Raw genomic sequence first — 20,197 nt, 5'->3', positions numbered from 1 at the left:
CGGCCAGCACGGCGAGCGGCAGCGGCTCACCCGCGCGCGGCGCCCAGTCGGGCGCGGCGAGCCATGCGAGCGGTTCGGTAAACAGCAGCGTGCCGTCGTCGCGCGGCGGATCTTCGCCCGGTTCGTGCCGCACGATCACCGCGTCGAGCCGCCGTTCGTCGTATTGCACGAGCAGGCTCGACGACATCCCCAGATGCATTTCCAGCGACAGCCCGGGATCCTGCCGGTGCAGGCTCGTCAGCACGGCCGGGAGGTCGGGCACCGCGACGTGCTCGCTGACGCCGAGCGACAGCCGGTGCGTGCCGGCCGAAATCGCGCCGAGCGCGTGGTCGTGCGCGTCGAGCAGCGCGCGGGCGGCCGGCAGGAAGTTTTCGCCGTCCGCCGCCAGCTTGACGACACGCGGCGTGCGCGCGAGCAGGGGCTTGCCGAGGTGTGCTTCGAGCCGCTTCAGCTTCAGGCTGACGGCCGACTGCGTGGTGCCGAGCGCGTCGGCGGCGCGCGTGAAGCTCGCGAGATCGGCGACCAGCACGAACGCGCGTACCGCATCGAGGTCGAGGACTTTCATTTGCAATGTAAATGAATGAAATATTGATCGATGACTGTTCATTATAGTTCTGCGCGCCTAATCTGACGTTGCGTTCCCGTTTTTCAACGTCACCGAAAGGAGCAGGACCATGCCATTCACCCGTATCGCAGTGCGCGAAGGCAAACCGGCCGCCTACCGCGCGGCGCTCGTCGACGGCGTGCATCGCGCGCTGATGCAGACGTTCAACGTGCCCGAGGACGACATCTTCATGGTCGTGACCGAGCACTCGGCCGAGAACTTCGTGTTCGGCCGCCACTACCTCGACATCGAACGCAGCGACGATCTCGTGATGATCCAGATCACCGCGAACAACACGCGCACGCTCGAGCAGAAACAGGCGCTGTACCGGACCATCGCCGAGAATCTCGCGCGGCAGCCCGGCGTGCGGCAGCAGGACGTATTCATCAGTCTTGTGGAAGTGCTGAAGGAGGACTGGTCGTTCGGCAACGGCATCGCGCAATACGTCGTTTGATGCGCGACAGGGCAGCAGGGCCAGATCGTCGCCCGCGGGTTTTGACGCCGTGTACTATGGAAGCTGATTCACGGACGACGCCGGCACGCAGGATGAGCCGGCGCTTCTTCATGTGCGGGAGCCTCCATGTCGCGTGTGCTGGAAATCGTGTTGTGCCTGTCGCTGGATGCCTGGCAGGTCAAGACGGGAAGCCGGGCCCGTGGCGAGCCGCGCGATTTCGGCGCCGAACTCGTCCGTGCGTGGCGGATTTGTCCGCAGGTGCGGATGCGGCGCGGCCACGAGCGCGTGACGATCGAGCCGTGCCAGGTCGAGGAGGCCGAGCCGAGCCCCGGCGAGTGCTGGTGGACGTGGATCGAGTCGAACGCGCAGGGGCGGCGTGTCGTCGCGTCCCGCACGAAGGCATTTGCGCCCGGCGTCGTGGAGCGCGAGCTGTTCGACGCCGAGCATGTCGGCATTGCCGTGGCCACGCCGCCCTCCGCGCCGGCGCCGCTCGCCGATGCGCAATCCACGCAGGCCACGGGCGAGGCTATGACGCCCGGCCCGGTTGACGAAGCGGCCGTCGCCGCGTCGTCCGGGCCGCCGCCGTTGCGGCTCGTCGCCGAGCGGCGGCGCGGGCGATGGGCAGACGACAGCGGCGTGGTGGTCGAGATGACGCTCGACGACGTTACGCTGCACGGTGGCGCCGGACTGCCGCACCGCCATGTCGAGCTGCGCCTTGCTGCGCCCGACTGGGAAACCATCCCCGCCCGCACGGCCGCGCTGCACGCGCTGTTCGCCGCCGCGCGCGAGCTCAGCGGCGCATGGCCCGCGTTCGTGCAGCTGACCAGCGTGATCGATCGCGCGTGCGCGGGCGAGCCGGGCGTCACCGGGCCGGTCAAGGCGAAACTCGTCGACCTGACCGGCATCCGCACGCAACGAACCGCGCTGTTCGCGCTGTCCGGCGACATCGCCGCGCAATGGCTCGGCAACGAGGGCGGCGTGCTCGATCGCGACGATCCCGAATTCGTGCACCAGATGCGCGTCGCGCTGCGCCGGCTGCGCACGCTGATGCGCTTCTTTCCGCGCTTCGCGGACGATCAGTGGCAGGAAACCTTCGGTGTCGACCTGCGCTGGCTCGCGTCGCTCCTCGGCACGGTGCGCGACTGGGACGTGTTTTCGACCGAAAGCCTGCCCGCGCTGATCGCGGCCGATGGCGGCAGCGCCGACTGGAACGGCACGCTCGACGCCGCGCGCGCGCAGGCGATGGCGGCGCGCATCGAACTGCGCCAGGCGCTGCATTCGGCGCGCTATGCGCGACTGACGCTCGGCTGGCTCGAATGGCTGAGCACGCTCGCGCTGCCGCCGGCCGCCGGCGACGACGATGCGCCGTCGCTGCGGCGACACGCGACCAAGCGCGTGCGGCGGCTGTTCGGTCATCTGTATGCATCGCCGTCGCTCACGTCGCTCGATACGGCCGCGCGGCATCAGGTGCGGATCGACGCGAAGCGGCTGCGCTATGCGCTCGAATTCTTCGCGTCGCTGGCCTCGCGCCGCACGCGCAACGAAACGGTCAAGACGCTCGCGCGCGTGCAGAGCGTGCTCGGCGAAGCGAACGACACGATGGTCGCGCAGCATCATCTCGAGCAACTGGCGGCACCCGCGTATCAGCTCGGATTCGTGCGCGGCTACGGTGCCGCGCTCGAGCAACGCGCGGCGCGCGACGCCGAGGCGCTGCTCGCGAGCCTGCGTCCGCCGAGACTCGACGGCAAGCCGCGTTGAGCGGCGTGCGCTCCCTATAATGGCCCCCCGTTTTCTGCAGACACACCCATGAGCGACGCGTCACCTCCTTCCTCTTCCGCCGGGCCGCTCGGACTGGGCGGTGAACTATGGCTGCGCGCCGGCCCGCAGACGCTCGGCGGCGCCACCCGCATCGCGCTGCTCGCGGCGATCGGCGACACCGGATCGATCACGCGCGCGGCGAAGGCCGTCGGCCTGAGCTACAAGGCCGCATGGGATGCGATCGATACGATGAACAACCTGGCCGGCGAGCCGCTCGTGACGCGTTCGACGGGCGGCAAGGGCGGTGGCGGCACGACGCTGACGCCGCGCGCGACGTCGCTGATCACCGCGTTCCGCACGATCGAGCGCGAGCATCGCCGCTTCATCGACGCGGCGAGCGCGGCTGTGTCCGGCTTCGACGTTGATTGGGCGCTGATCGGCCGGATCGGCATGAAGACGAGCGCGCGCAACCAGCTGTTCGGCAAGGTCGAGTCGATCGTGCGCGGCACGGTGAACGACGAAGTGACGCTCGTGCTGCCCGGCGGGCAGGTGATCGTCGCGGTGCTCACGCACGAAAGCGCCGACACGCTCGGCCTGGCGCCGGGCGCGGATGCGTGCGCGCTCGTGAAGGCGTCGTGGGTCGTGCTGGCGGTCGACGATGAGGCCGAACCGACATTGAAGGTGTCCGCGCGCAACCAGTTGCACGGGACGGTCGAAACCGTCGCGGCGGGCGCGGTGAACAGTGAGGTGACGCTGGCGCTCGACGGCGGCGGGACGCTCACGGCCGTCGTCACGAACGACAGCGTCGGAGCATTGCAACTCGACGTTGGCCGGCGCGCGATCGCGCTGTTCAAGGCATCGAGCGTGATTCTCGCGGTGACGGGCTGATCGCGCGCGCCGGCGGCGCGCACCGTTTCCGCCGCCGACCATGGGTGGACGAGGCGAAACCGGCGCTGCCCGACGTGCACGAGGCGCCGGCTTCGATTCCGTTTGCAAGCTTATTCCAGCTTATACCGCCAGTGCGGCTTCTTTCAGGCTCCAGTGTGGCCGCCAGAGCCACGGCCGGCGTGCGCTCAGACGACGCGCGTCGGCCACTCGGCGTGCGGCGTTGCGGCCTGCACGCGTCCTTCGCTCAATTGCACGACTTGGTCGCCGAACGCCGCGACGTCATCGGGATCGTGCGAGATCAGCACCATCGGGATATCGAGCCGCGCCTGCAGTTCGGCGAGCTCGTGGCGCATGCGCTGGCGCATCGCGCCGTCGATCGCCGCGAACGGCTCGTCGAGCAGCAGCACGTGCGGCTGCGCGACCAGCGCGCGGGCAAGCGCGACGCGCTGCTTCTGTCCGCCCGACAACTGCGACGGGAACTGGCCGGCGAGCGCGTCGAGTTCGAACGCCTGCAGCCAGTACGCGACTTCGGGCGGCGCCGTCTTCGCACGCGGGTTGCGCAGGCCTGGCGTGAGCCCGAACGCGATGTTCTGGCGTACGTTCAGGTGCGGGAACAGGGCATAGTCCTGGAACAGGTACGCGACGCGGCGCGCACGGGTCGGCACGTCGATGCCGCGCGCGGAATCGAACAGGGGTTCGCCGTTCAGCGTGATCGTGCCTTCGTCGGGCGACAGCAGGCCGGCGATCGCCTGTAGCGTCATGCTCTTGCCCGCGCCGGACGGCCCGAACAGCACGACGCGCTGGGTGGTGGCCGCAAACGACACGTCGAGCGTGAAACGTCGCTCTGCGCTCGCGTAGGTCTTGCGGATGTCGACGACGACGCTCATGCGGGCCTCCGTCGTGCTGCGCCGCCCGCGCCGCCAACCGCGCGCGCAACGGGCACGCGTTTCGCCGCGACCGGCTCGGCCCAGCGGTACGGATGCGATCGGCGCGTCATGTCGGCTGGCTCCGCCCGGCGCGGGACGGCACGAGCCACCCAGTCGCGAGCAGTACGAGCACGCAGGTGATCGATGTCACCAGCACGAGGAAGTTGGCCGTGTTGTCGTCGCCGGCCTGCACCGCCGCGTAGATCGCGACCGACAGCGTTTGCGTGCGGCCGGGCAGGTTGCCGGCGATCATCAGCGTCGCGCCGAATTCGCCGAGCGCGCGCGCGAATGCGAGCAGGGCGCCGGCCAGGATGCCGCGCGTGGCGAGCGGCAGCGTCACGCGGAAGAACACCGCGGTTTCGCCGAGCCCGAGCGTGCGTGCCGCGCGTTCGAGGTGCGGATCGACGCTTTCGAACGCGGCGCGCGCCGATTTCAGGATCAGCGGAAACGCGACGACCATCGAGGCGATCACTGCGCCCTGCCACGTGAAGACGAGTTCGATGCCGAGCTTGTCGAGCCACGCGCCCAACACGCCGCGCCTGCCGAGCAGCACGAGCAGGTAATAGCCGAGCACCGTCGGCGGCAGGACGAGCGGCAGTGTCAGCAGCGAATCGACCACGTCGCGCATCGGCGAGCGCCAGCGCGCGAGCACGAAGGCGGCGGCGACGCCGAGCACGATGTCGAGCGCGGTCGCCCAGCCGGCGACCTTCAGCGACAACAGCAGCGGTACCCACGCGTCCTGCATCATGCCGTGCTCACTTGCCCGCGGGCTTGAAGCCGAACGTCGACAGCACGGCCTGGCCCTCTGGCGACGCGACGAAGTCGATGAACGACTGCGCCTGCGCGGCATGGCGGCTGTCCTTGACCACCGCGATCGGATAGGTGATGGCCGTTTGCGTCGGCACGGTCAGTGCGATCTTCACGCGGCCCGGCATGATCGCCGCGTCGGTGCCGAACACGAAGCCCGCGTCGACTTCGCCGCGCGCGACGTAATCGAGGCTCTGGCGCACGTTGGCGGCCAGCACGCCCTTGGCGCTGACGGCGTCCCACAGCCCTGCCGCGCGCAGCGCGCCTTCGGTATAGCGGCCGACCGGTACCGATGCCGGATCGCCGTACGCGATACGCCTCACGCCGGGCGCCGTCAGGTCGTTCAGCGACGTCGGCGCGGCCGCATGGCTGTCCGCCGGCACGATCAGCACGAGCGAATTCGCCGCGAAATCGCGGCGCGTGCCGGGCACGATGACCTTTTCGGTGACGGCGCGATCCATCGCCTTCTGGTCGGCCGACGCGAACACGTCCGCCGGCGCGCCCTTGGCGATCTGCTGCATCAGCACGTCCGACGCGCCGAAGTTGAACAGCACCTTCGTGTCCGGGTGCTGCTTGTGGTATGCGTCGCCGACTGCCTTGAACGCGTTCGTCAGGCTCGCGGCCGCCGACACGACCAGCTCGTCGGCAGCGGAAGCCGGCGCGCTGAACGCGATGCCCGCGGCCAGCGTGGCGAGCGGCAACAGGCGGAGCAGGGTGCGGCGAAGCGGGCGGACGGTTGAGCGCATGGTCTGGTCGTTCGAATGGTTGAAAACCGTAATCGTAATATAGGGCAGGTTATAACGCTCAGCATACCGTTCATGCGCCGGGACGCATGAAACCTTCAGACGTGAAACGCGGCGGGAAAGACGTGCGCGGGGCCCGTCACGCGTGCAGCGACGGCGTCGACGACCCGGTGCGGTGCAGCGACGACGGCTGCGATGCCGGCCGATAGTTGGGATTGGCTTTCCAGCGGGCGCGGACGAACGGCCGCTCGTGCCCCGACAGCTCCAGCGCGACCTTGGTGACCCATTGGTGCGACGGCACCGTGATGCCATGCAGCGCGATGGTGACGAGCGCCAGGCTCGCGACGACCGCCGGCACCGACCAGCGGTGCGGCACCGCCTGCCACGAGCCCGCGATGAACACCAGTGCGGCGATCGCACCGACGATGCACCCGGTGATCGATTCGGACGGCGAATGCGCGGCGAGCGCGACGCGCGACACGCCGACCGCGATGCCGGCCGCGAGCCCGAGCGCGATGCCGGCGATCCGCAGCGGCGCGCGCGTGCGGATCAGCGCGAGGAACATCGCGACGGGATAGACCGACGTCGACAGCATCGCATGGCCGCTGAATCCGGTGAAATCCCACGCGCGAATCCCGATGCCCCAGCCGAGGAACGCGATCTTGGTGAGCGCGACGACCCCGATCGCGGCCGCGAGCACGCCGAGCCACGCGGCTGCGCGCTGCCACGAGTAGCCGAGCGCGAGCCACACGGCGATCGTGATCGCGAGCGGCAAGGTCAGGCCGGCGCCACCGAACGCGGTGATCGTGATCCACAGGTGAGACGACAGGTCGAACATCGGGAAGGGAACGGACAGAGGCGGGACGAATGCTTAAATCAACGCGCGAGCCGGGAAGAACGACTACAACGGATACAAGCGGTTAAACCCCAGTATAGCGCCGCGGGTGGTCGAGGCCCGTTTTTTGCGCTGCGGGGAACTATCCGCATGCAGGAAAAATCCCAGAAACAATGCTATGGTGCATTGCACAAAGTCGAACGACGCACCGAGTATCGTGTCCCTATTTTTCCTGACTGCGAGCCCGATTGATGACCAAAAGTCTGACGAAGGTATGGCTGGGCGGCGTGAAACGCATGCTGTCCCCGGCCGCCAAACGTGGGGCGCGCGATGCACAGCGGATCGCGCGCGATACGCTCGAGGCCGCGGCCTCGAGCGCCGCCACTGATCCGTCCCCGCTCCGCGAGTCGCGCGTGCGGCCGCGTGCGGCTGCGTGGGCGGCGGGCGAGTGGACGCGCGGCGAGCATCCGATGGCGCCCGCGCTCGGCCGCCTCGTCCAGCAGCTCGCGTACGGGCTTTACGTCCCGCCTGGCCGCCGGCGCGGTGCGATGCCGCTCGTCGTGATGCTGCACGGTTGCCAGCAATCGATCGACGAGTTTGCGCAGGGCACGCGGATGAACCTGCTGGCCGACAAGCACGGCTTCGCGGTGCTGTATCCGGAGCAGTCGCAGCGTGCACACGCGCACGGCTGCTGGCACTGGTATGAGGATACCGATCGTGCGGGTCGTGGCGAAGCGGATACGGTCGCCTCGCTCATCGATGCGCTCGTCGACGAGCACGGTTTCGACGCGTCGCGCGTCTACGTCGCGGGGTTGTCGGCCGGCGCGGGGCTGGCGGCGCTGCTCGCACTGCACCATCCGGACCACTTCGCGGCGGTCGCGCTGCATTCGGGCCCCGCGCTCGGCGAGGCGAATTCCGGTATCAGTGCGATGGACGTGATGCGACGCGGGCTGCGGCAGAACCCGGCGGCGGTGCTCGACGCGCTGGTCGACGCCAAGGCGTATCCGGGCATGCCCGCGCTGATCGTGCAGGGTGACGGCGACCATGTCGTCGCGCCGAAGAACGCGGACCAGCTGACGGTGCAGTTCATGCGCCTGAACGGGCTCGCGGACAGCCGCGGCGCACTGCGCGGCGGCGAGCGCGTGGAGACGCGCGAGGCAGGCGCGCAGATCACCGACGTGCGCCGCGACGGCGAGTCGGTCGTGCGGCTTTGCCACGTCAAAGGGCTCGATCATGCGTGGGCCGGCGGCGACGAAGCGGTGCCATTTCATGCGGCGATCGGCCCCGATGCCAGCGCGATGATCTGGTCCTTTTTCGAACAGAATCGTCGGACTGTGGCGACCGAACGACGCACCGTTTGATCGACGCTAGCCAAGGTCTAGGGTTTTCCCTATAATTCGGGAAAACCCTAGTCAAAGAACCCTTGGATTGCGAGATCGATCATGTACCTGCTGAGCCACCTCTTCCTGATGCTGACCAAGAACGCTGAAAAGGCCGCAAAAGAGCGCGCCGACGCGTACCTGTCCGAAGCCACCGATATCTACGATCTCGAATTCCGCATGCGCAAGATCGATCGCGAAGCGGCGATGAACCGTCCGTTCTCGTTCGGCTCGCGTTAAGCAGCGCAGCGCGGGCCGGCTCGTCAGCCGGTCCGGCGAATCACGCAAAAGGGCGTGTGCGGCAAGTAGCCGCACACGCCCTTTTTGCATTCGGCGCCGCGTGGCGCGTCAGACGACCGTCAGGCGCACCGGCACGTTGTTGCGGGTCGCGTTCGAGTACGGGCACACGTGGTGCGCCTTGTCGACCAGCGCCTGTGCGTCGGCCTTGTCGAGCCCCGGCAGCGACACACGCAATTCGATGTCGAGCCCGAAGCCGCCCGCGTCGTTCGGGCCGATGCCCACTTCCGCGGTGACTTGCGTGTCGGCCGGCAGCGTCTGCTTGTTCTGGCCGGCGACGAATTTCATCGCGCTCAGGAAACAGGCCGAGTAACCTGCGGCAAACAGCTGCTCCGGGTTCGTGCCTTCTGCGCCCGTGCCACCGAGTTCGCGCGGCGCAGCCAGCTTCACTTCCAGCTTGTTGTCGGCGGAAACCGCGCGGCCGTCGCGGCCGCCCGTGCTCGTGGCGCTGGTCTTGTACAGAATGTTCATCGTGCAGCTCCTGTCGGAAAAGGGGGGAAGCGGTCCGGTCGGACTAGGTGTCGCCGGCCACGAGAGAAATATAGAACACAAATGATTTGTGTGCAAATGAAATTTTGAAGAAAGGGCTGGCGTACCGGCCGGTTCGCGACCGATCGGCTCGTCAGCCTTCGTTGGCGGCCGACAGCGCTTTGCGCAACTGCTGGAGATCCGCGCGCAGCCGGACCAGGAACTCAGGTGTTTGCTGCATCGCGCAAAAGAGGTCGCCGGGCACCGAGCGCGCCTTGACCTTCAGCGCGCGGCCTTCGGCAGTCACGCGCACGTTCACGACGCGCTCATCCGTCGCGCTGCGCACGCGCTCGACATAGCCGAGCGCCTCGAGCCGCTTCAGCAGCGGCGTGACGGTGGCGGGGTCGAGGTCGAGGCGGGCGGCGATGTCCTTCACCGCGATGTCGTCGCGTTCCCACAGCACGAGCATTGCCAGATATTGGGGATAAGTCAGCGACAGCTTGTCGAGCAACGGCTTGTACGCCTTCGTCATCGCATGCGAAGTCGAGTAGAGCGCGAAGCACAGTTGCTCGTCGAGCGTCTGGGGCAGCGGGGGCAGGCGGTCCATGATTCGGGCGGCGCGGCGAACGCGCTAACGATTTGTACGCAAATTATTTTGCGCGCAAAAGATTGGATTGAACAGGGGGCGGGTGTCGGGGGAATCGGGCGGCAGCCGCGCTCCGCGAGACCGGCGCGGGGCCGGCCGGGAGGGGCGTGGACGGCCGGCGGCGTGCGCCGGCCGAGTTGGCGTCAGCGGCCGGACGTGGGCGTTGGAGCGCCCGGTTCCTGCACGCCGAAGCAGCCGCGATAGGTCGCGTAGAACGAGCAGTACATCATCGTGACGATGATGATCGTCACCGGCATCATGATCGTCAGCACATAGGCGCCGGCGCCGAGCGCCTGCAGCAGCAGCGACAGGCCGAACGACGAGCCGAGCGCGACACCGAACCACAGCAGCCCGTATACGACGAATGCGCCGCGATTGCGCCAGCAGCTGACGACGCTGAAGAACAGCGCCTTGGCGGGCGGGATGTCGTGCCACGCGGTGAGCACCGGCGCGAACCAGAACAGCATCGCGACCGGCGCATAGAGCAGCGTCGCGAGCAGCAGCGCGCCGAGCGTGCCCTGCGCGGCAAGCGTTTCCGGCGTCGGACTCGTGTCGTTCGTCGCGCCCAGCATCATGTGGAGCAGCCCGCCGCCGTCCACGAGGGACGACGCGGCGAACACCGCCACCATCAGCGCGACATAGACCAGGCCGAGGACGAGCAGCCGCTGCGTCGTCGCGGTGCCGTACGAGCGGAAGCCGTCGATGAGGATCGTCGGCATCACCGGCTTGCCGGCGACCGTGTCGCGGCACGCGGCCATGAAGCCGACGGCGATGCCGGGGATGAACAGCAGCGGCAGCGCCGCGCCGATCACCGGCACCATCGACACCAGCGTGATGGCCAGCAGGTACGTGAAAAACAGCGTGATGAACGCGAGGGGGTTCCGGCGGAACAGCCAGATGCCTTGGCGGAACCAGACATAGCCCGCTTTCGCGGGTACTTCGATCAGTTGCATGCGGTATGGGTCTCGGGAAGCGCCGGCGTGTGGGCGATACGCTCACGCAGGATGCGTTCGAAATGACCGGGGTCGTGCGGTTTGAGCATTTCGGCCGCGCGCGGCAGGTAGAAGTCGTACAGGCGCGACACCCAGAAGCGGTACGCGCCCGCGCGCAGCATGTCGCTCCAGTGGCGGCGCTCCGCGGCCGTGAACGGCCGGACCGTCTGGTACGCACGCAGCAGCGCGTCCGCGCGCGCGACGTCGAGCACGCCCGTCGCGAGGTCGACGCACCAGTCGTTGACGGTCACCGCGACGTCGAACAGCCATTTGTCGCAGCCCGCGAAATAGAAATCGAAGAAGCCGCCGAGCCGTACGTCATGACCGGTGCCGGGCGCCGCGTGCGCGAACAGCACGTTGTCGCGGAACAGGTCGCAGTGGCATGGACCGCTCGGGAGCGCCGCATAGTCGTCGGACGCGAAGAACGCGGCCTGGTGCGCGAGTTCGCCCTCGAGCAGCGTGCGTTGCGCGTCGGAGATGAACGGAACGATCGCCGGGACGTTTTCCTGCCACCACGGCAGGCTGCGCAGGTTCGGTTGGTAGCGCGCATAGTCGCGCCCCGCAAGGTGCAGGCGCGCGAGCATCTGCCCGACCTCGACGCAGTGTTCGATCCCCGGCGCGAGTTCGGCGGCGCCGTCGAGCTTCGTGACGATCGCGGCCGGCTTGCCGTGCAGCAGGCCGAACAGCGCGCCGTCGTCGCGCGGGACCGGATCCGGCACCGGCACGCCGTGGCTCGCCAGGTGGCGCATCAGGTCGAGGTAGAACGGCAGTTGTTCCGCCGTCAGCTTTTCGAAGATCGTCAGGACGTACTCGCCGCGCGTCGTCGTCAGGAAGAAGTTGCTGTTTTCGATACCGGACGGAATGCCGCGGAACGCCAGCACGTCGCCCAGTTCGTAGTGGCGCATCCATTGCGCGAGATCGGAGTCGGAAACAGCGGTGAAAACGGCCATGCGAGATGCGTCAGGTCAGTTGTCGGCACGCGCGCGGCGTGCGGCGCGACAGGAGGTGAAGGGAGAGCCGGTGCGCCGCGTGGCGACCGACGCGGCGCGGCGGGAAATCAGTAGCGCAGGTTCACCGACGGCAGGCGCGTGATCGGGACGCCCGCGTCGTGCGGCTTCGGCGACGTGTCGGGCGTCGAGCTCATCTGGTAGCGCGTGCCGAAATTCGACTTCACGTTGATCTCGACCGGCTTGCCGCGATCGCGATACTCGGTGACCTCGGTGCCGTTCCTGCTCTTTTCATGGAAGCTCGGCGTGCGGCGAATGTCGGCGAAGTCGACTTTCGACGTGACTTCGGCGCCGGGCCGGTTGATCTTGCGGAGATCGGGCAGGCCGGCGGCTTCGTTGGCTTCGGCCCGGGCCTGCGCGTCGGCGTCGGGCGTGCTGCCCGCGGCGTAAGCGGTGCCGACAGCGGCCAACATGCCAGCAAACGCGGCAGCAGCGGCGACGAGAATGAGCGGCTTCATGATGAGTCTCCAGTGAACCTACCGATTTTAGCAAATACTGGGCGCGGCCCGGCCCTCATGTGCAAGCGACTTGCAAGCAGGTGGCCATGAGCGTGACCGGGTTCCGTGGTAATGTCGTTCGATCAGATGAGGTATCGAAAATGAAGAACGATTTGAGCCGCCGGCACCGGATGCTGACGCCCGAGAGCCCGCCTGTCGAAGCATTCGACGATTCCGTTGCCGCCGTCGCGCGGCTGTCGGCCATCTACGACACCAATACGGGCTTCCTGCGCGACGCGTTCGCGCGTTATCGCCGCCACGAGCCGATCACCGAGCACGTGCGCGCGTGCTACCCGTTCGTGCGGATTCGTACCGACGTCAACACCCACGTCGATTCGCGCCGCTCGTACGGCTTTGTCGCGGGCCCCGGCGTGTTCGAGACGACGGTGACGCGTCCGGACCTGTTCGCGAATTACTATCGCGAGCAGCTGCGCCTGTTGGCGAAAAACCACCATGTGAAGATCGAGATCGGCGTGTCGTCGCAGCCGATCCCGGTTCACTTCGCGTTCCCCGAAGGCATCCATCTCGAAGGCGAGCTCGACCGCGACCGCCTGCTCGCGATGCGTGACATCTTCGATACGCCCGACCTGTCGTACCTCGACGACCGCATCGTCAACGGCACGTTCGAGCCGGAGCACGGCGAGCCGCATCCGCTCGCGCTGTTCACGGCCGCGCGCGTCGACTTCTCGCTGCACCGACTGCGCCACTACACGGCCACGTCGCCCACGCACTTCCAGAACTACGTGCTCTATACGAACTACCAGTTCTACATCGACGAATTCGTGAAGCTCGGCCGCACGATGATGACGGAGAGCGACGATCCCGAAGTGCGCGAGTACCGCAGCCAGTACAGCGCGTTCGTCGAGCCGGGCGACGTCGTCACGTACAACGCGAACCTCGGCAGCGAGCCCGTCGAAGGCGTCGCGCCGCCGCGGCTGCCGCAGATGCCCGCGTATCACTTGAAGCGCGCGGACGGCAGCGGGATCACGATGGTCAACATCGGCGTCGGTCCGTCGAACGCGAAGACGATCACCGATCACATCGCGGTGCTGCGTCCGCATGCGTGGGTGATGCTCGGCCACTGCGCGGGCCTGCGCAACACGCAGCGCCTCGGCGACTACGTGCTCGCCCACGGTTACGTGCGCGAGGATCACGTGCTTGATGCCGACCTGCCGCTGTGGGTGCCGATCCCGGCGCTCGCCGAAGTGCAGCTCGCACTCGAGCGCGGGGTGGCCGAGGTCACCCGGCTCGAAGGCGCCGAACTGAAGCGCGTGATGCGCACGGGGACGGTCGCGAGCGTCGACAACCGCAACTGGGAGTTGCGCGATCACCGCGAGCCCGTGCAGCGGCTGTCGCAGAGCCGCGCGATCGCGCTCGACATGGAAAGCGCGACGATCGCCGCGAACGGTTTCCGCTTCCGCGTGCCGTACGGCACGCTGCTGTGCGTATCGGACAAGCCGCTGCACGGCGAGCTGAAGCTGCCGGGCATGGCCGACACGTTCTATCGCGGGCAGGTCGATCAGCATCTGCAGATCGGTGTGAAGGCGATGGAGATCCTGCGCACGAACGGGCTCGACAAGCTGCATAGCCGCAAGCTGCGGAGTTTTGCGGAAGTGGCGTTTCAGTAACGCCGCCGCGCCGTCGCGCCCTCAACGACAAAGGCCACACGCGAACCTTCGTTCGCGTGTGGCCTTGTTCTTTGCGCTTCGGTGCGGGCTGACCGGCCCGGATGCTCAGTTGCTCAGCACTCGCCTTTCTTCGCGTGTCCCGGCGGGCAGTGATAGCCGCCGCGGCCTTCGTGACCATGATGGCGCTCGTGATCTTCCCACTCGCGGCGTTCCCAGTAGCGACGGCCATCCCAGTAGCGGTCGCCGTGCCAGCCGACGATCACCACGGGCGCAGGCGCGACGACGACCGGCGGGGGCGTGCCGATGTTGACGTCGACGTTGACGGCGTGGGCGAGGCCGGACAGTGAAAGACCGAGGCCGGCGAAGGCGAGGGCAATCAGCGAGCGTTGCATGTTGTTTTCCGTGATGTCGTTGTAAGAGGCCGGCGCGACGCGATGGACGCGAGGGGGGATCGTGCCACCGGGGGGACGCCACGCCGACGAGATACAGTGTGCGTGCACCGCGCGGAAAAGGCGAGGCGTGTTTGTTACGGCGAATTCCCGGCCCGCGGCCCGGCGGGATCGATGGCAGGCCGCACGATTTGACAATGACGGGGCGCAGGCGCGGAACGGGGCCCCCGCGTTGCGAGGCACAGGCTGCCCTGATTTGACATTCGGTGGTGCGCGGACGCGCAGCGGGATTAATGCGGCGTTACAAAATGACACGCGGCAGGTGGCGAAATCGCCATGCCTGCCGCGCGGGGTGCGGGATGCGCGATGGCCTGCCGTGAGGCCGGCCATCGACATCGATCGAATTACAGATAGAACATGCGGTCTTCTTCCGGCCGCGGCGGATGGCCTTCGCCGTCCGAGCCTTCTTCCTCGCCACTGTCCTCGTAGAACGCGAGCACGGCGTCGAGCACCTGGTCGGGATCGTCGATCACCTGCATCAGATCCATGTCTTCCGGATTGATGAGGCCCATCGGAATCAGCTGGTCGCGGAACCATTGCAGCAGGCCCTTCCAGAACTCGCTGCCGACGAGAATGATCGGCACGAGGCGCGACTTCTTCGTCTGGATCAGCGTGAGCACTTCGGACAGTTCGTCGAGCGTGCCGAAGCCGCCCGGCATCACGATCACCGCGTCGGAGTTCTTCACGAACGTGACCTTGCGCGTGAAGAAATGACGGAAGCGCAGCGAGATGTCCTGGAAGTGGTTGCCGGCCTGCTCGTGCGGCAGCTCGATGTTCAGGCCGACCGACGGCGCCTTGCCGGCGTGCGCGCCTTTGTTCGCCGCTTCCATGATACCGGGACCGCCGCCGGAGATCACCGCGAAGCCGGCGTCGGACAGCTTGCGCGCGATCTGCACCGCGAGCTTGTAGTGCGGCGTGTCGGGTTTAAGACGGGCAGAACCGTAGATGCTGACAGCCGGGCGGATCTCCGACAGGTACTCGGTCGCCTCGATAAACTCTGCCATAATCGTGAACATCTGCCACGATGCGCGCGCCTTCTTGGCCGTCGCGCGTTCTTGATCTGCGAGCGAACGCAGACTCGGAATCACTTTTCTCTTGTTCATAATGCCTGAAGAACGAAATCTGGAAGGTAAGACCCTGCTATTGGTTGACGGTTCGAGCTATCTGTATCGGGCTTACCATGCGATGCCTGATCTGCGTGGCCCTGGCGGGGAGCCGACCGGAGCGCTCTACGGAATCATCAACATGCTGCGCCGTATGCGCAAGGAAGTCAGTGCAGAGTATAGCGCTTGCGTGTTCGATGCAAAGGGCAAGACGTTCCGCGACGACCTTTATGCCGACTATAAGGCAAACCGTCCGTCGATGCCGCCTGATCTCGCGTTGCAGGTCGAGCCGATCCACGGCGCCGTGCGCGCGCTCGGCTGGCCGCTGCTGATGGTCGAGGGTGTCGAAGCCGACGACGTGATCGGCACGCTCGCGCGCGAAGCCGAGCGGCACGGGATGAACGTGATCGTGTCGACCGGCGACAAGGACCTCGCGCAGCTCGTCTCCGACCGCGTCACGCTCGTCAACACAATGACCAACGAGACGCTCGACCGCGACGGCGTGATCGCGAAGTTCGGCGTGCCGCCCGAACGGATCATCGACTACCTCGCGCTGATCGGCGACACCGTCGACAACGTGCCGGGCGTCGAGAAGTGCGGGCCGAAGACGGCCGTGAAGTGGCTGTCGCAATACGACAGCCTCGACGGCGTGATCGAACACGCGGGCGAGATCAAGGGCGTGGTCGGCGACAACCTGCGCCGCGCGCTCGACTTCCTGCCGCTCGGCCGCACGCTCGTGACCGTCGAGACGGCCTGCGATCTCGCGCCGCATCTCGAATCGATCGAGGCGTCGCTGAAGACGGACGGCGAAGCACGCGACCTGCTGCGCGACATCTTCGCGCGCTACGGCTTCAAGACGTGGCTGCGCGAAGTCGAGAGCTCGCCCGCCGAAGGCGGCGGCGCCGATGCACCGGAGGGCGACCCTGCGCCCGTGGTCGCGGCGGACATCGTTCGCGAATACGACACGATCCAGACCTGGGCGCAATTCGACGCGTGGTTCGCGAAGATCGATGCGGCCGCACTGACCGCGTTCGACACCGAAACCACCGCGCTCGACCCGATGACTGCCCGACTCGTCGGCCTGTCGTTCTCGATCGAGCCGGGCAAGGCCGCGTATCTTCCGGTCGCGCATCGCGGCCCCGACATGCCCGAGCAGCTGCCGATCGACGACGTGCTCGCGCGCCTGAAGCCATGGCTCGAATCGGCCGATCGCAAGAAGGTCGGCCAGCACCTGAAGTACGACGCGCAGGTGCTCGCAAACTACGGCATCGCGCTGAACGGCATCGAGCACGACACGCTGCTCGAATCGTACGTGCTCGAATCGCACCGCACGCACGACATGGACAGCCTCGCGTTGCGTCATCTGGGTGTCAAGACGATCAAGTACGAGGACGTGGCCGGCAAGGGCGCGAAGCAGATCGGTTTCGACGAAGTGGCGCTCGAGCAGGCCGCCGCGTATGCGGCCGAGGATGCCGACATCACGCTGCAGCTTCATCAGGCGCTGTATCCGCAGGTCGCGCGTGAAGCGGGCCTCGAGCGCGTGTATCGCGACATCGAGATGCCGGTATCGCTCGTGCTGCGCAAGATGGAGCGCACCGGCGTGCTGATCGACGACGTACGTCTGCAGGCGCAAAGCACCGAGATCGCGACGCGGCTCATCGAGCTCGAAGGGCAGGCGTACGAACTGGCCGGTGGCGAGTTCAATCTCGGCTCGCCGAAGCAGATCGGGCAGATCTTCTTCGAGAAGCTGCAGTTGCCGGTCGTGAAGAAAACGCCGAGCGGCGCACCGTCGACCGACGAAGAGGTGTTGCAGAAGCTGGCCGAGGATTACCCGCTGCCGAAGCTGCTGCTAGAGCATCGCGGGCTGTCGAAGCTGAAGTCGACCTACACCGACAAGCTGCCGCGCATGGTGAATCCGGCAACGGGCCGCGTGCACACGAACTATGCGCAGGCCGTCGCGGTCACGGGCCGGCTCGCATCGAACGATCCCAATCTTCAGAACATTCCGGTGCGCACGGTCGAAGGCCGGCGGATCCGCGAAGCGTTCATCGCATCGCCCGGCCACCGGATCGTGTCGGCCGACTATTCGCAGATCGAACTGCGGATCATGGCGCACATCTCCGGCGACGCGTCGCTGTTGCGCGCGTTCGCGCAAGGCGAGGACATCCACCGCGCAACCGCGGCCGAAGTGTTCGGCGTGACGCCGCTGGAGGTCAACTCCGACCAGCGCCGGATCGCGAAGGTGATCAACTTCGGGCTCATCTACGGGATGAGCGCGTTCGGCCTCGCGTCGAACCTCGGCATCACGCGCGATGCGGCGAAACTCTATATCGACCGCTACTTCACGCGCTACCCGGGCGTTGCGCAGTACATGGAAGACACGCGCACGGCGGCGAAGGAGAAGGGCTACGTTGAAACCGTTTTCGGTCGTCGCCTGTGGCTGCCGGAGATCAACGGCGGCAACGGCCCGCGCCGTCAGGCCGCCGAGCGCGCGGCCATCAATGCACCGATGCAGGGCACGGCGGCCGACCTGATCAAGCTGTCGATGATCGCGGTGGACGACTGGCTCACGCGCGACCAGCTCGCGTCGCGAATGATCATGCAGGTGCACGATGAACTGGTGCTCGAGGTGCCCGACGACGAACTGTCGCTCGTGCGCGAGAAACTGCCGGAAATGATGTGCGGTGTGGCGAAGCTGAAGGTGCCGCTGGTCGCTGAAGTAGGCGCCGGTGCGAACTGGGAAGAGGCACACTGACGCACCCCCGCGCGATTCCCGCTTCCCGCGGCATATTGTTGCAGGGATGCTGAATATCGAGATGGTTTGCTTGTGGTCAACGCGCAAGCTCCCGGACAATGCAAGTGAGTCAGGTCATTGTCGCGGGGGCGGCGCGCCCCGCGTTCCGGAATCGGACGCATCGAAGTGTTTCGAACTGCACATCGATGATGTCCGAACCGGTTAATCCAACGGGCGGCGCGAATGCATGCGTCTGCATCGTCTGGCGGCAGCAGTTTCGAATCGCAAAGGGGGAATCAGATGCATCGGATCATCATCGTAGGCGGAGGCGCGGGCGGCCTGGAACTGGCGACGCGGCTCGGCGACCGTTACGGCGCGCGCGCCAATCGTCCCGCGCGCGCGCTTGTCACGCTCGTCGACCGCAATCCGACCCACATCTGGAAGCCGTTGCTGCACGAGGTCGCGGCCGGCAGCATGGACCCGTTCACGCAGGAACTCGAATATGCGGCGCAGGCGCGCTGGCATGGCTTCGAGTTTCAGCAAGGCGAACTGACCGCGCTCGACCGCGCGGCGAAGCGCATCACGCTGTCGCCCGTCAACGACAGCGACGGCGCGGAACTGCTGCCCGCGCGCGACCTGGAATACGACACGCTGGTGATCGCGATCGGCAGCACGACGCACTTCTTCGGGGTGCAGGGCGCGGCCCAGAACGCGATCGCGCTCGATACGGTCGGTGAGGCCGAGCGCTTCCGCAAGCGTTTGATCGCCGCGTGCATGCGCGCCGAGCACCAGGCGCCGGTGCAGCCCGCGCCGGGCGCCGCGGCCGAGCCGCGCATCCAGGTCGTGATCGTCGGCGGTGGCGCGACGGGCGTCGAGTTGTCCGCCGAGCTGCGCAATACCGCGCAGGTGCTGTCCGTGTACGGGCTGCACAAGCTCGACCCGCGGCACGACGTCGGCATCGTACTGATCGAATCGGGGCCGCGGATTCTCCCGGCGCTGCAGGAGCGCGTGTCGACCGCAACGGCCGAACTGCTCGAAAAGCTCGGCGTGCGACTGATGCTGGCCGAGCGCGTGACGGAGGTCGCGCCCGGCGTCGTGCACACCGCGAGCGGCAAGGCGGTGCGTGCGGATCTCACGGTCTGGGCGGCCGGCATCAAGGCGCCGTCCGTGCTGTCGCATCTCGACGGCCTGCAGGTCAACAAGCTCGGCCAGCTCGACGTGCGCCGCACGCTGCAGACCTTTACCGACGACAATGTCTTCGCGCTGGGCGACTGCGCGGCATGCGCATGGCCCGGCAACGAACGCAACGTGCCGCCGCGCGCGCAGGCCGCGCATCAGCAGGCGAGCTTCCTGCTGAAGGCGATCGGATGCCGGCTCGACGGGCGTCCGCTGCCCGAGTTCACGTATCGCGATTTCGGTTCGCTCGTGTCGCTCGGTCACTTCAGTGCGGTCGGCAACCTGATGGGCGGGCTGATCGGCGGCAACATGCTGATCGAAGGGCTGTTCGCGCGGTTCATGTACATGTCGCTGTACCGGCTGCATATCGCGGCGCTGCACGGCTATCCGCGCATGATGCTCGATACGGTCGCACACTGGCTGCGCCGCACGACGCTGCCGCGCGTCAAGCTGCACTGACGGCGGTTCGTGCACCGGGCGGGCAGGGAACGCGCATCGAGCGCGTTTCCTGCCCGTTGTCTTTTTCGGGCGCAGAATGACTGCCCATGCGCGTGCGAGAACCATGCGCCGCACGTCTTTTCGTTTCAATCCGAAAGCATTCGATCGCGCAGCGGCGCTCGTTGCGTGCATGCCGCACATGGACGGGAGGGGCGGTCGGCGGCCATCGACACCGCGGTCGATGTGACGGGATCGCACCGTCGTAATCGAGTCTTACACATCTGACAGTTGACGCGACAACGGATTATTGGGCATCTTGTCCGGGTTTCCGCTTGCGGCGGGGTGCCCACCGCCGCGACATCCGCGCC

The 20,197-nt window shown here is 67.1% G+C and carries 20 protein-coding genes; 8 read left to right on the top strand and 12 right to left on the bottom strand.

Annotation, left to right across the window (positions count from 1 at the left end; genetic code table 11):
• Positions 1 to 565, bottom strand: a 565-nt coding sequence (locus tag F3J14_RS11085) for a LysR family transcriptional regulator (protein WP_166723009.1), incomplete at its 3' end; no start/stop codon positions are given.
• Between the two features lie 109 nt (positions 566 to 674).
• On the opposite strand from F3J14_RS11085, the gene F3J14_RS11080 reads away from it, so the two are divergent.
• From F3J14_RS11080 to F3J14_RS11070, 3 genes are all read left to right on the top strand, one after another.
• Entirely contained in the window at positions 675 to 1,058 is a 384-nt protein-coding gene (locus F3J14_RS11080; protein WP_166723008.1) for a tautomerase family protein, read from the top strand.
• A gap of 126 nt (positions 1,059 to 1,184) precedes the next feature.
• Positions 1,185 to 2,816: a CHAD domain-containing protein gene (locus F3J14_RS11075; protein ID WP_166723007.1), complete on the top strand. Its 1,632-nt coding sequence runs from the start codon at positions 1,185 to 1,187 to the stop codon at positions 2,814 to 2,816.
• Between the two features lie 48 nt (positions 2,817 to 2,864).
• Positions 2,865 to 3,704 (top strand): TOBE domain-containing protein, encoded by an 840-nt coding sequence (locus F3J14_RS11070; RefSeq protein ID WP_166723006.1) that lies wholly within the window; start codon positions 2,865 to 2,867, stop codon positions 3,702 to 3,704.
• Between the two features lie 185 nt (positions 3,705 to 3,889).
• On the opposite strand, the gene F3J14_RS11065 is transcribed toward F3J14_RS11070, so the two are convergent.
• The 4 genes from F3J14_RS11065 to F3J14_RS11050 form a co-directional block, all read right to left on the bottom strand.
• Positions 3,890 to 4,591, bottom strand: coding sequence for an ATP-binding cassette domain-containing protein (locus F3J14_RS11065; protein WP_166723005.1), 702 nt, complete (start codon positions 4,589 to 4,591; stop codon positions 3,890 to 3,892).
• Between the two features lie 106 nt (positions 4,592 to 4,697).
• Complete coding sequence (modB, locus tag F3J14_RS11060) at positions 4,698 to 5,375, bottom strand: molybdate ABC transporter permease subunit (RefSeq protein ID WP_166723011.1); 678 nt, start codon at positions 5,373 to 5,375, stop codon at positions 4,698 to 4,700.
• A 10-nt stretch (positions 5,376 to 5,385) separates the two neighbouring features.
• Positions 5,386 to 6,183, bottom strand: coding sequence for a molybdate ABC transporter substrate-binding protein (modA, locus tag F3J14_RS11055; protein ID WP_166723004.1), 798 nt, complete (start codon positions 6,181 to 6,183; stop codon positions 5,386 to 5,388).
• A gap of 136 nt (positions 6,184 to 6,319) precedes the next feature.
• A complete protein-coding gene (locus F3J14_RS11050) occupies positions 6,320 to 7,018 on the bottom strand; it encodes a phosphatase PAP2 family protein (RefSeq protein WP_166723003.1) in 699 nt (232 codons plus the stop codon).
• 248 nt (positions 7,019 to 7,266) lie between these two features.
• On the opposite strand from F3J14_RS11050, the gene F3J14_RS11045 reads away from it, so the two are divergent.
• Both F3J14_RS11045 and F3J14_RS11040 read left to right on the top strand, forming a co-directional pair.
• Positions 7,267 to 8,376, top strand: coding sequence for a PHB depolymerase family esterase (locus F3J14_RS11045; protein WP_166723002.1), 1,110 nt, complete (start codon positions 7,267 to 7,269; stop codon positions 8,374 to 8,376).
• An 81-nt stretch (positions 8,377 to 8,457) separates the two neighbouring features.
• The gene (locus F3J14_RS11040) at positions 8,458 to 8,634 is read left to right on the top strand and encodes a DUF3563 family protein (protein ID WP_006753395.1); all 177 of its coding nucleotides are present in this window, start codon (positions 8,458 to 8,460) and stop codon (positions 8,632 to 8,634) included.
• Positions 8,635 to 8,742: 108 nt separating this feature from the next.
• On the opposite strand, the gene F3J14_RS11035 is transcribed toward F3J14_RS11040, so the two are convergent.
• The 5 genes from F3J14_RS11035 to F3J14_RS11015 all read right to left on the bottom strand — a co-directional run bounded on the left by F3J14_RS11035 (position 8,743) and on the right by F3J14_RS11015 (position 12,262).
• Positions 8,743 to 9,162, bottom strand: a complete 420-nt coding sequence (locus F3J14_RS11035; RefSeq protein ID WP_011658280.1) for an organic hydroperoxide resistance protein — start codon at positions 9,160 to 9,162, stop codon at positions 8,743 to 8,745.
• 151 nt (positions 9,163 to 9,313) lie between these two features.
• Positions 9,314 to 9,766 carry a MarR family transcriptional regulator gene (locus F3J14_RS11030; RefSeq protein WP_006753397.1) on the bottom strand — a complete coding sequence of 151 codons (453 nt, stop codon included), beginning with the start codon at positions 9,764 to 9,766 and terminating at the stop codon, positions 9,314 to 9,316.
• A 182-nt stretch (positions 9,767 to 9,948) separates the two neighbouring features.
• Complete coding sequence (locus F3J14_RS11025; RefSeq protein WP_166723001.1) at positions 9,949 to 10,758, bottom strand: BPSS1780 family membrane protein; 810 nt, start codon at positions 10,756 to 10,758, stop codon at positions 9,949 to 9,951.
• Positions 10,749 to 11,747 carry a homoserine kinase gene (locus F3J14_RS11020; RefSeq protein WP_166723000.1) on the bottom strand — a complete coding sequence of 333 codons (999 nt, stop codon included), beginning with the start codon at positions 11,745 to 11,747 and terminating at the stop codon, positions 10,749 to 10,751. The genes F3J14_RS11025 and F3J14_RS11020 overlap by 10 nt, the downstream gene beginning before the upstream one ends.
• Positions 11,748 to 11,854: 107 nt before the next feature.
• Complete coding sequence (locus tag F3J14_RS11015) at positions 11,855 to 12,262, bottom strand: hypothetical protein (RefSeq protein ID WP_166722999.1); 408 nt, start codon at positions 12,260 to 12,262, stop codon at positions 11,855 to 11,857.
• Between the two features lie 140 nt (positions 12,263 to 12,402).
• Here F3J14_RS11015 and F3J14_RS11010 point away from each other — a divergent pair, with 140 nt between their 5' ends.
• Positions 12,403 to 13,929, top strand: a complete 1,527-nt coding sequence (locus F3J14_RS11010; RefSeq protein WP_166722998.1) for an AMP nucleosidase — start codon at positions 12,403 to 12,405, stop codon at positions 13,927 to 13,929.
• 113 nt (positions 13,930 to 14,042) lie between these two features.
• Here F3J14_RS11010 and F3J14_RS11005 read toward each other — a convergent pair whose 3' ends face one another.
• Together F3J14_RS11005 and F3J14_RS11000 are read right to left on the bottom strand one after the other, a co-directional pair.
• On the bottom strand, positions 14,043 to 14,321 hold the full coding sequence (locus tag F3J14_RS11005; RefSeq protein WP_166722997.1) for a hypothetical protein: 279 nt from the start codon (positions 14,319 to 14,321) through the stop codon (positions 14,043 to 14,045).
• Positions 14,322 to 14,722: 401 nt separating this feature from the next.
• Positions 14,723 to 15,481, bottom strand: coding sequence for a TIGR00730 family Rossman fold protein (locus F3J14_RS11000; RefSeq protein WP_166722996.1), 759 nt, complete (start codon positions 15,479 to 15,481; stop codon positions 14,723 to 14,725).
• Position 15,482: 1 nt separating this feature from the next.
• Here F3J14_RS11000 and polA point away from each other — a divergent pair, with 1 nt between their 5' ends.
• Together polA and F3J14_RS10990 are read left to right on the top strand one after the other, a co-directional pair.
• Positions 15,483 to 18,236, top strand: coding sequence for a DNA polymerase I (gene polA / locus F3J14_RS10995; protein ID WP_166722995.1), 2,754 nt, complete (start codon positions 15,483 to 15,485; stop codon positions 18,234 to 18,236).
• Between the two features lie 279 nt (positions 18,237 to 18,515).
• The gene (locus F3J14_RS10990; protein ID WP_166722994.1) at positions 18,516 to 19,850 is read left to right on the top strand and encodes an NAD(P)/FAD-dependent oxidoreductase; all 1,335 of its coding nucleotides are present in this window, start codon (positions 18,516 to 18,518) and stop codon (positions 19,848 to 19,850) included.
• The last annotated feature ends 347 nt before the right edge of the window (positions 19,851 to 20,197 follow it).

The organism is Burkholderia sp. Tr-862 (genome assembly GCF_011753085.1).
In the GTDB taxonomy this organism is placed as follows: Bacteria; Pseudomonadota; Gammaproteobacteria; order Burkholderiales; family Burkholderiaceae; genus Burkholderia; species Burkholderia ambifaria.
The sequence above is the reverse complement of the archived record's forward strand: the minus strand, read 5'-3'. Positions and strand labels throughout refer to the sequence as shown.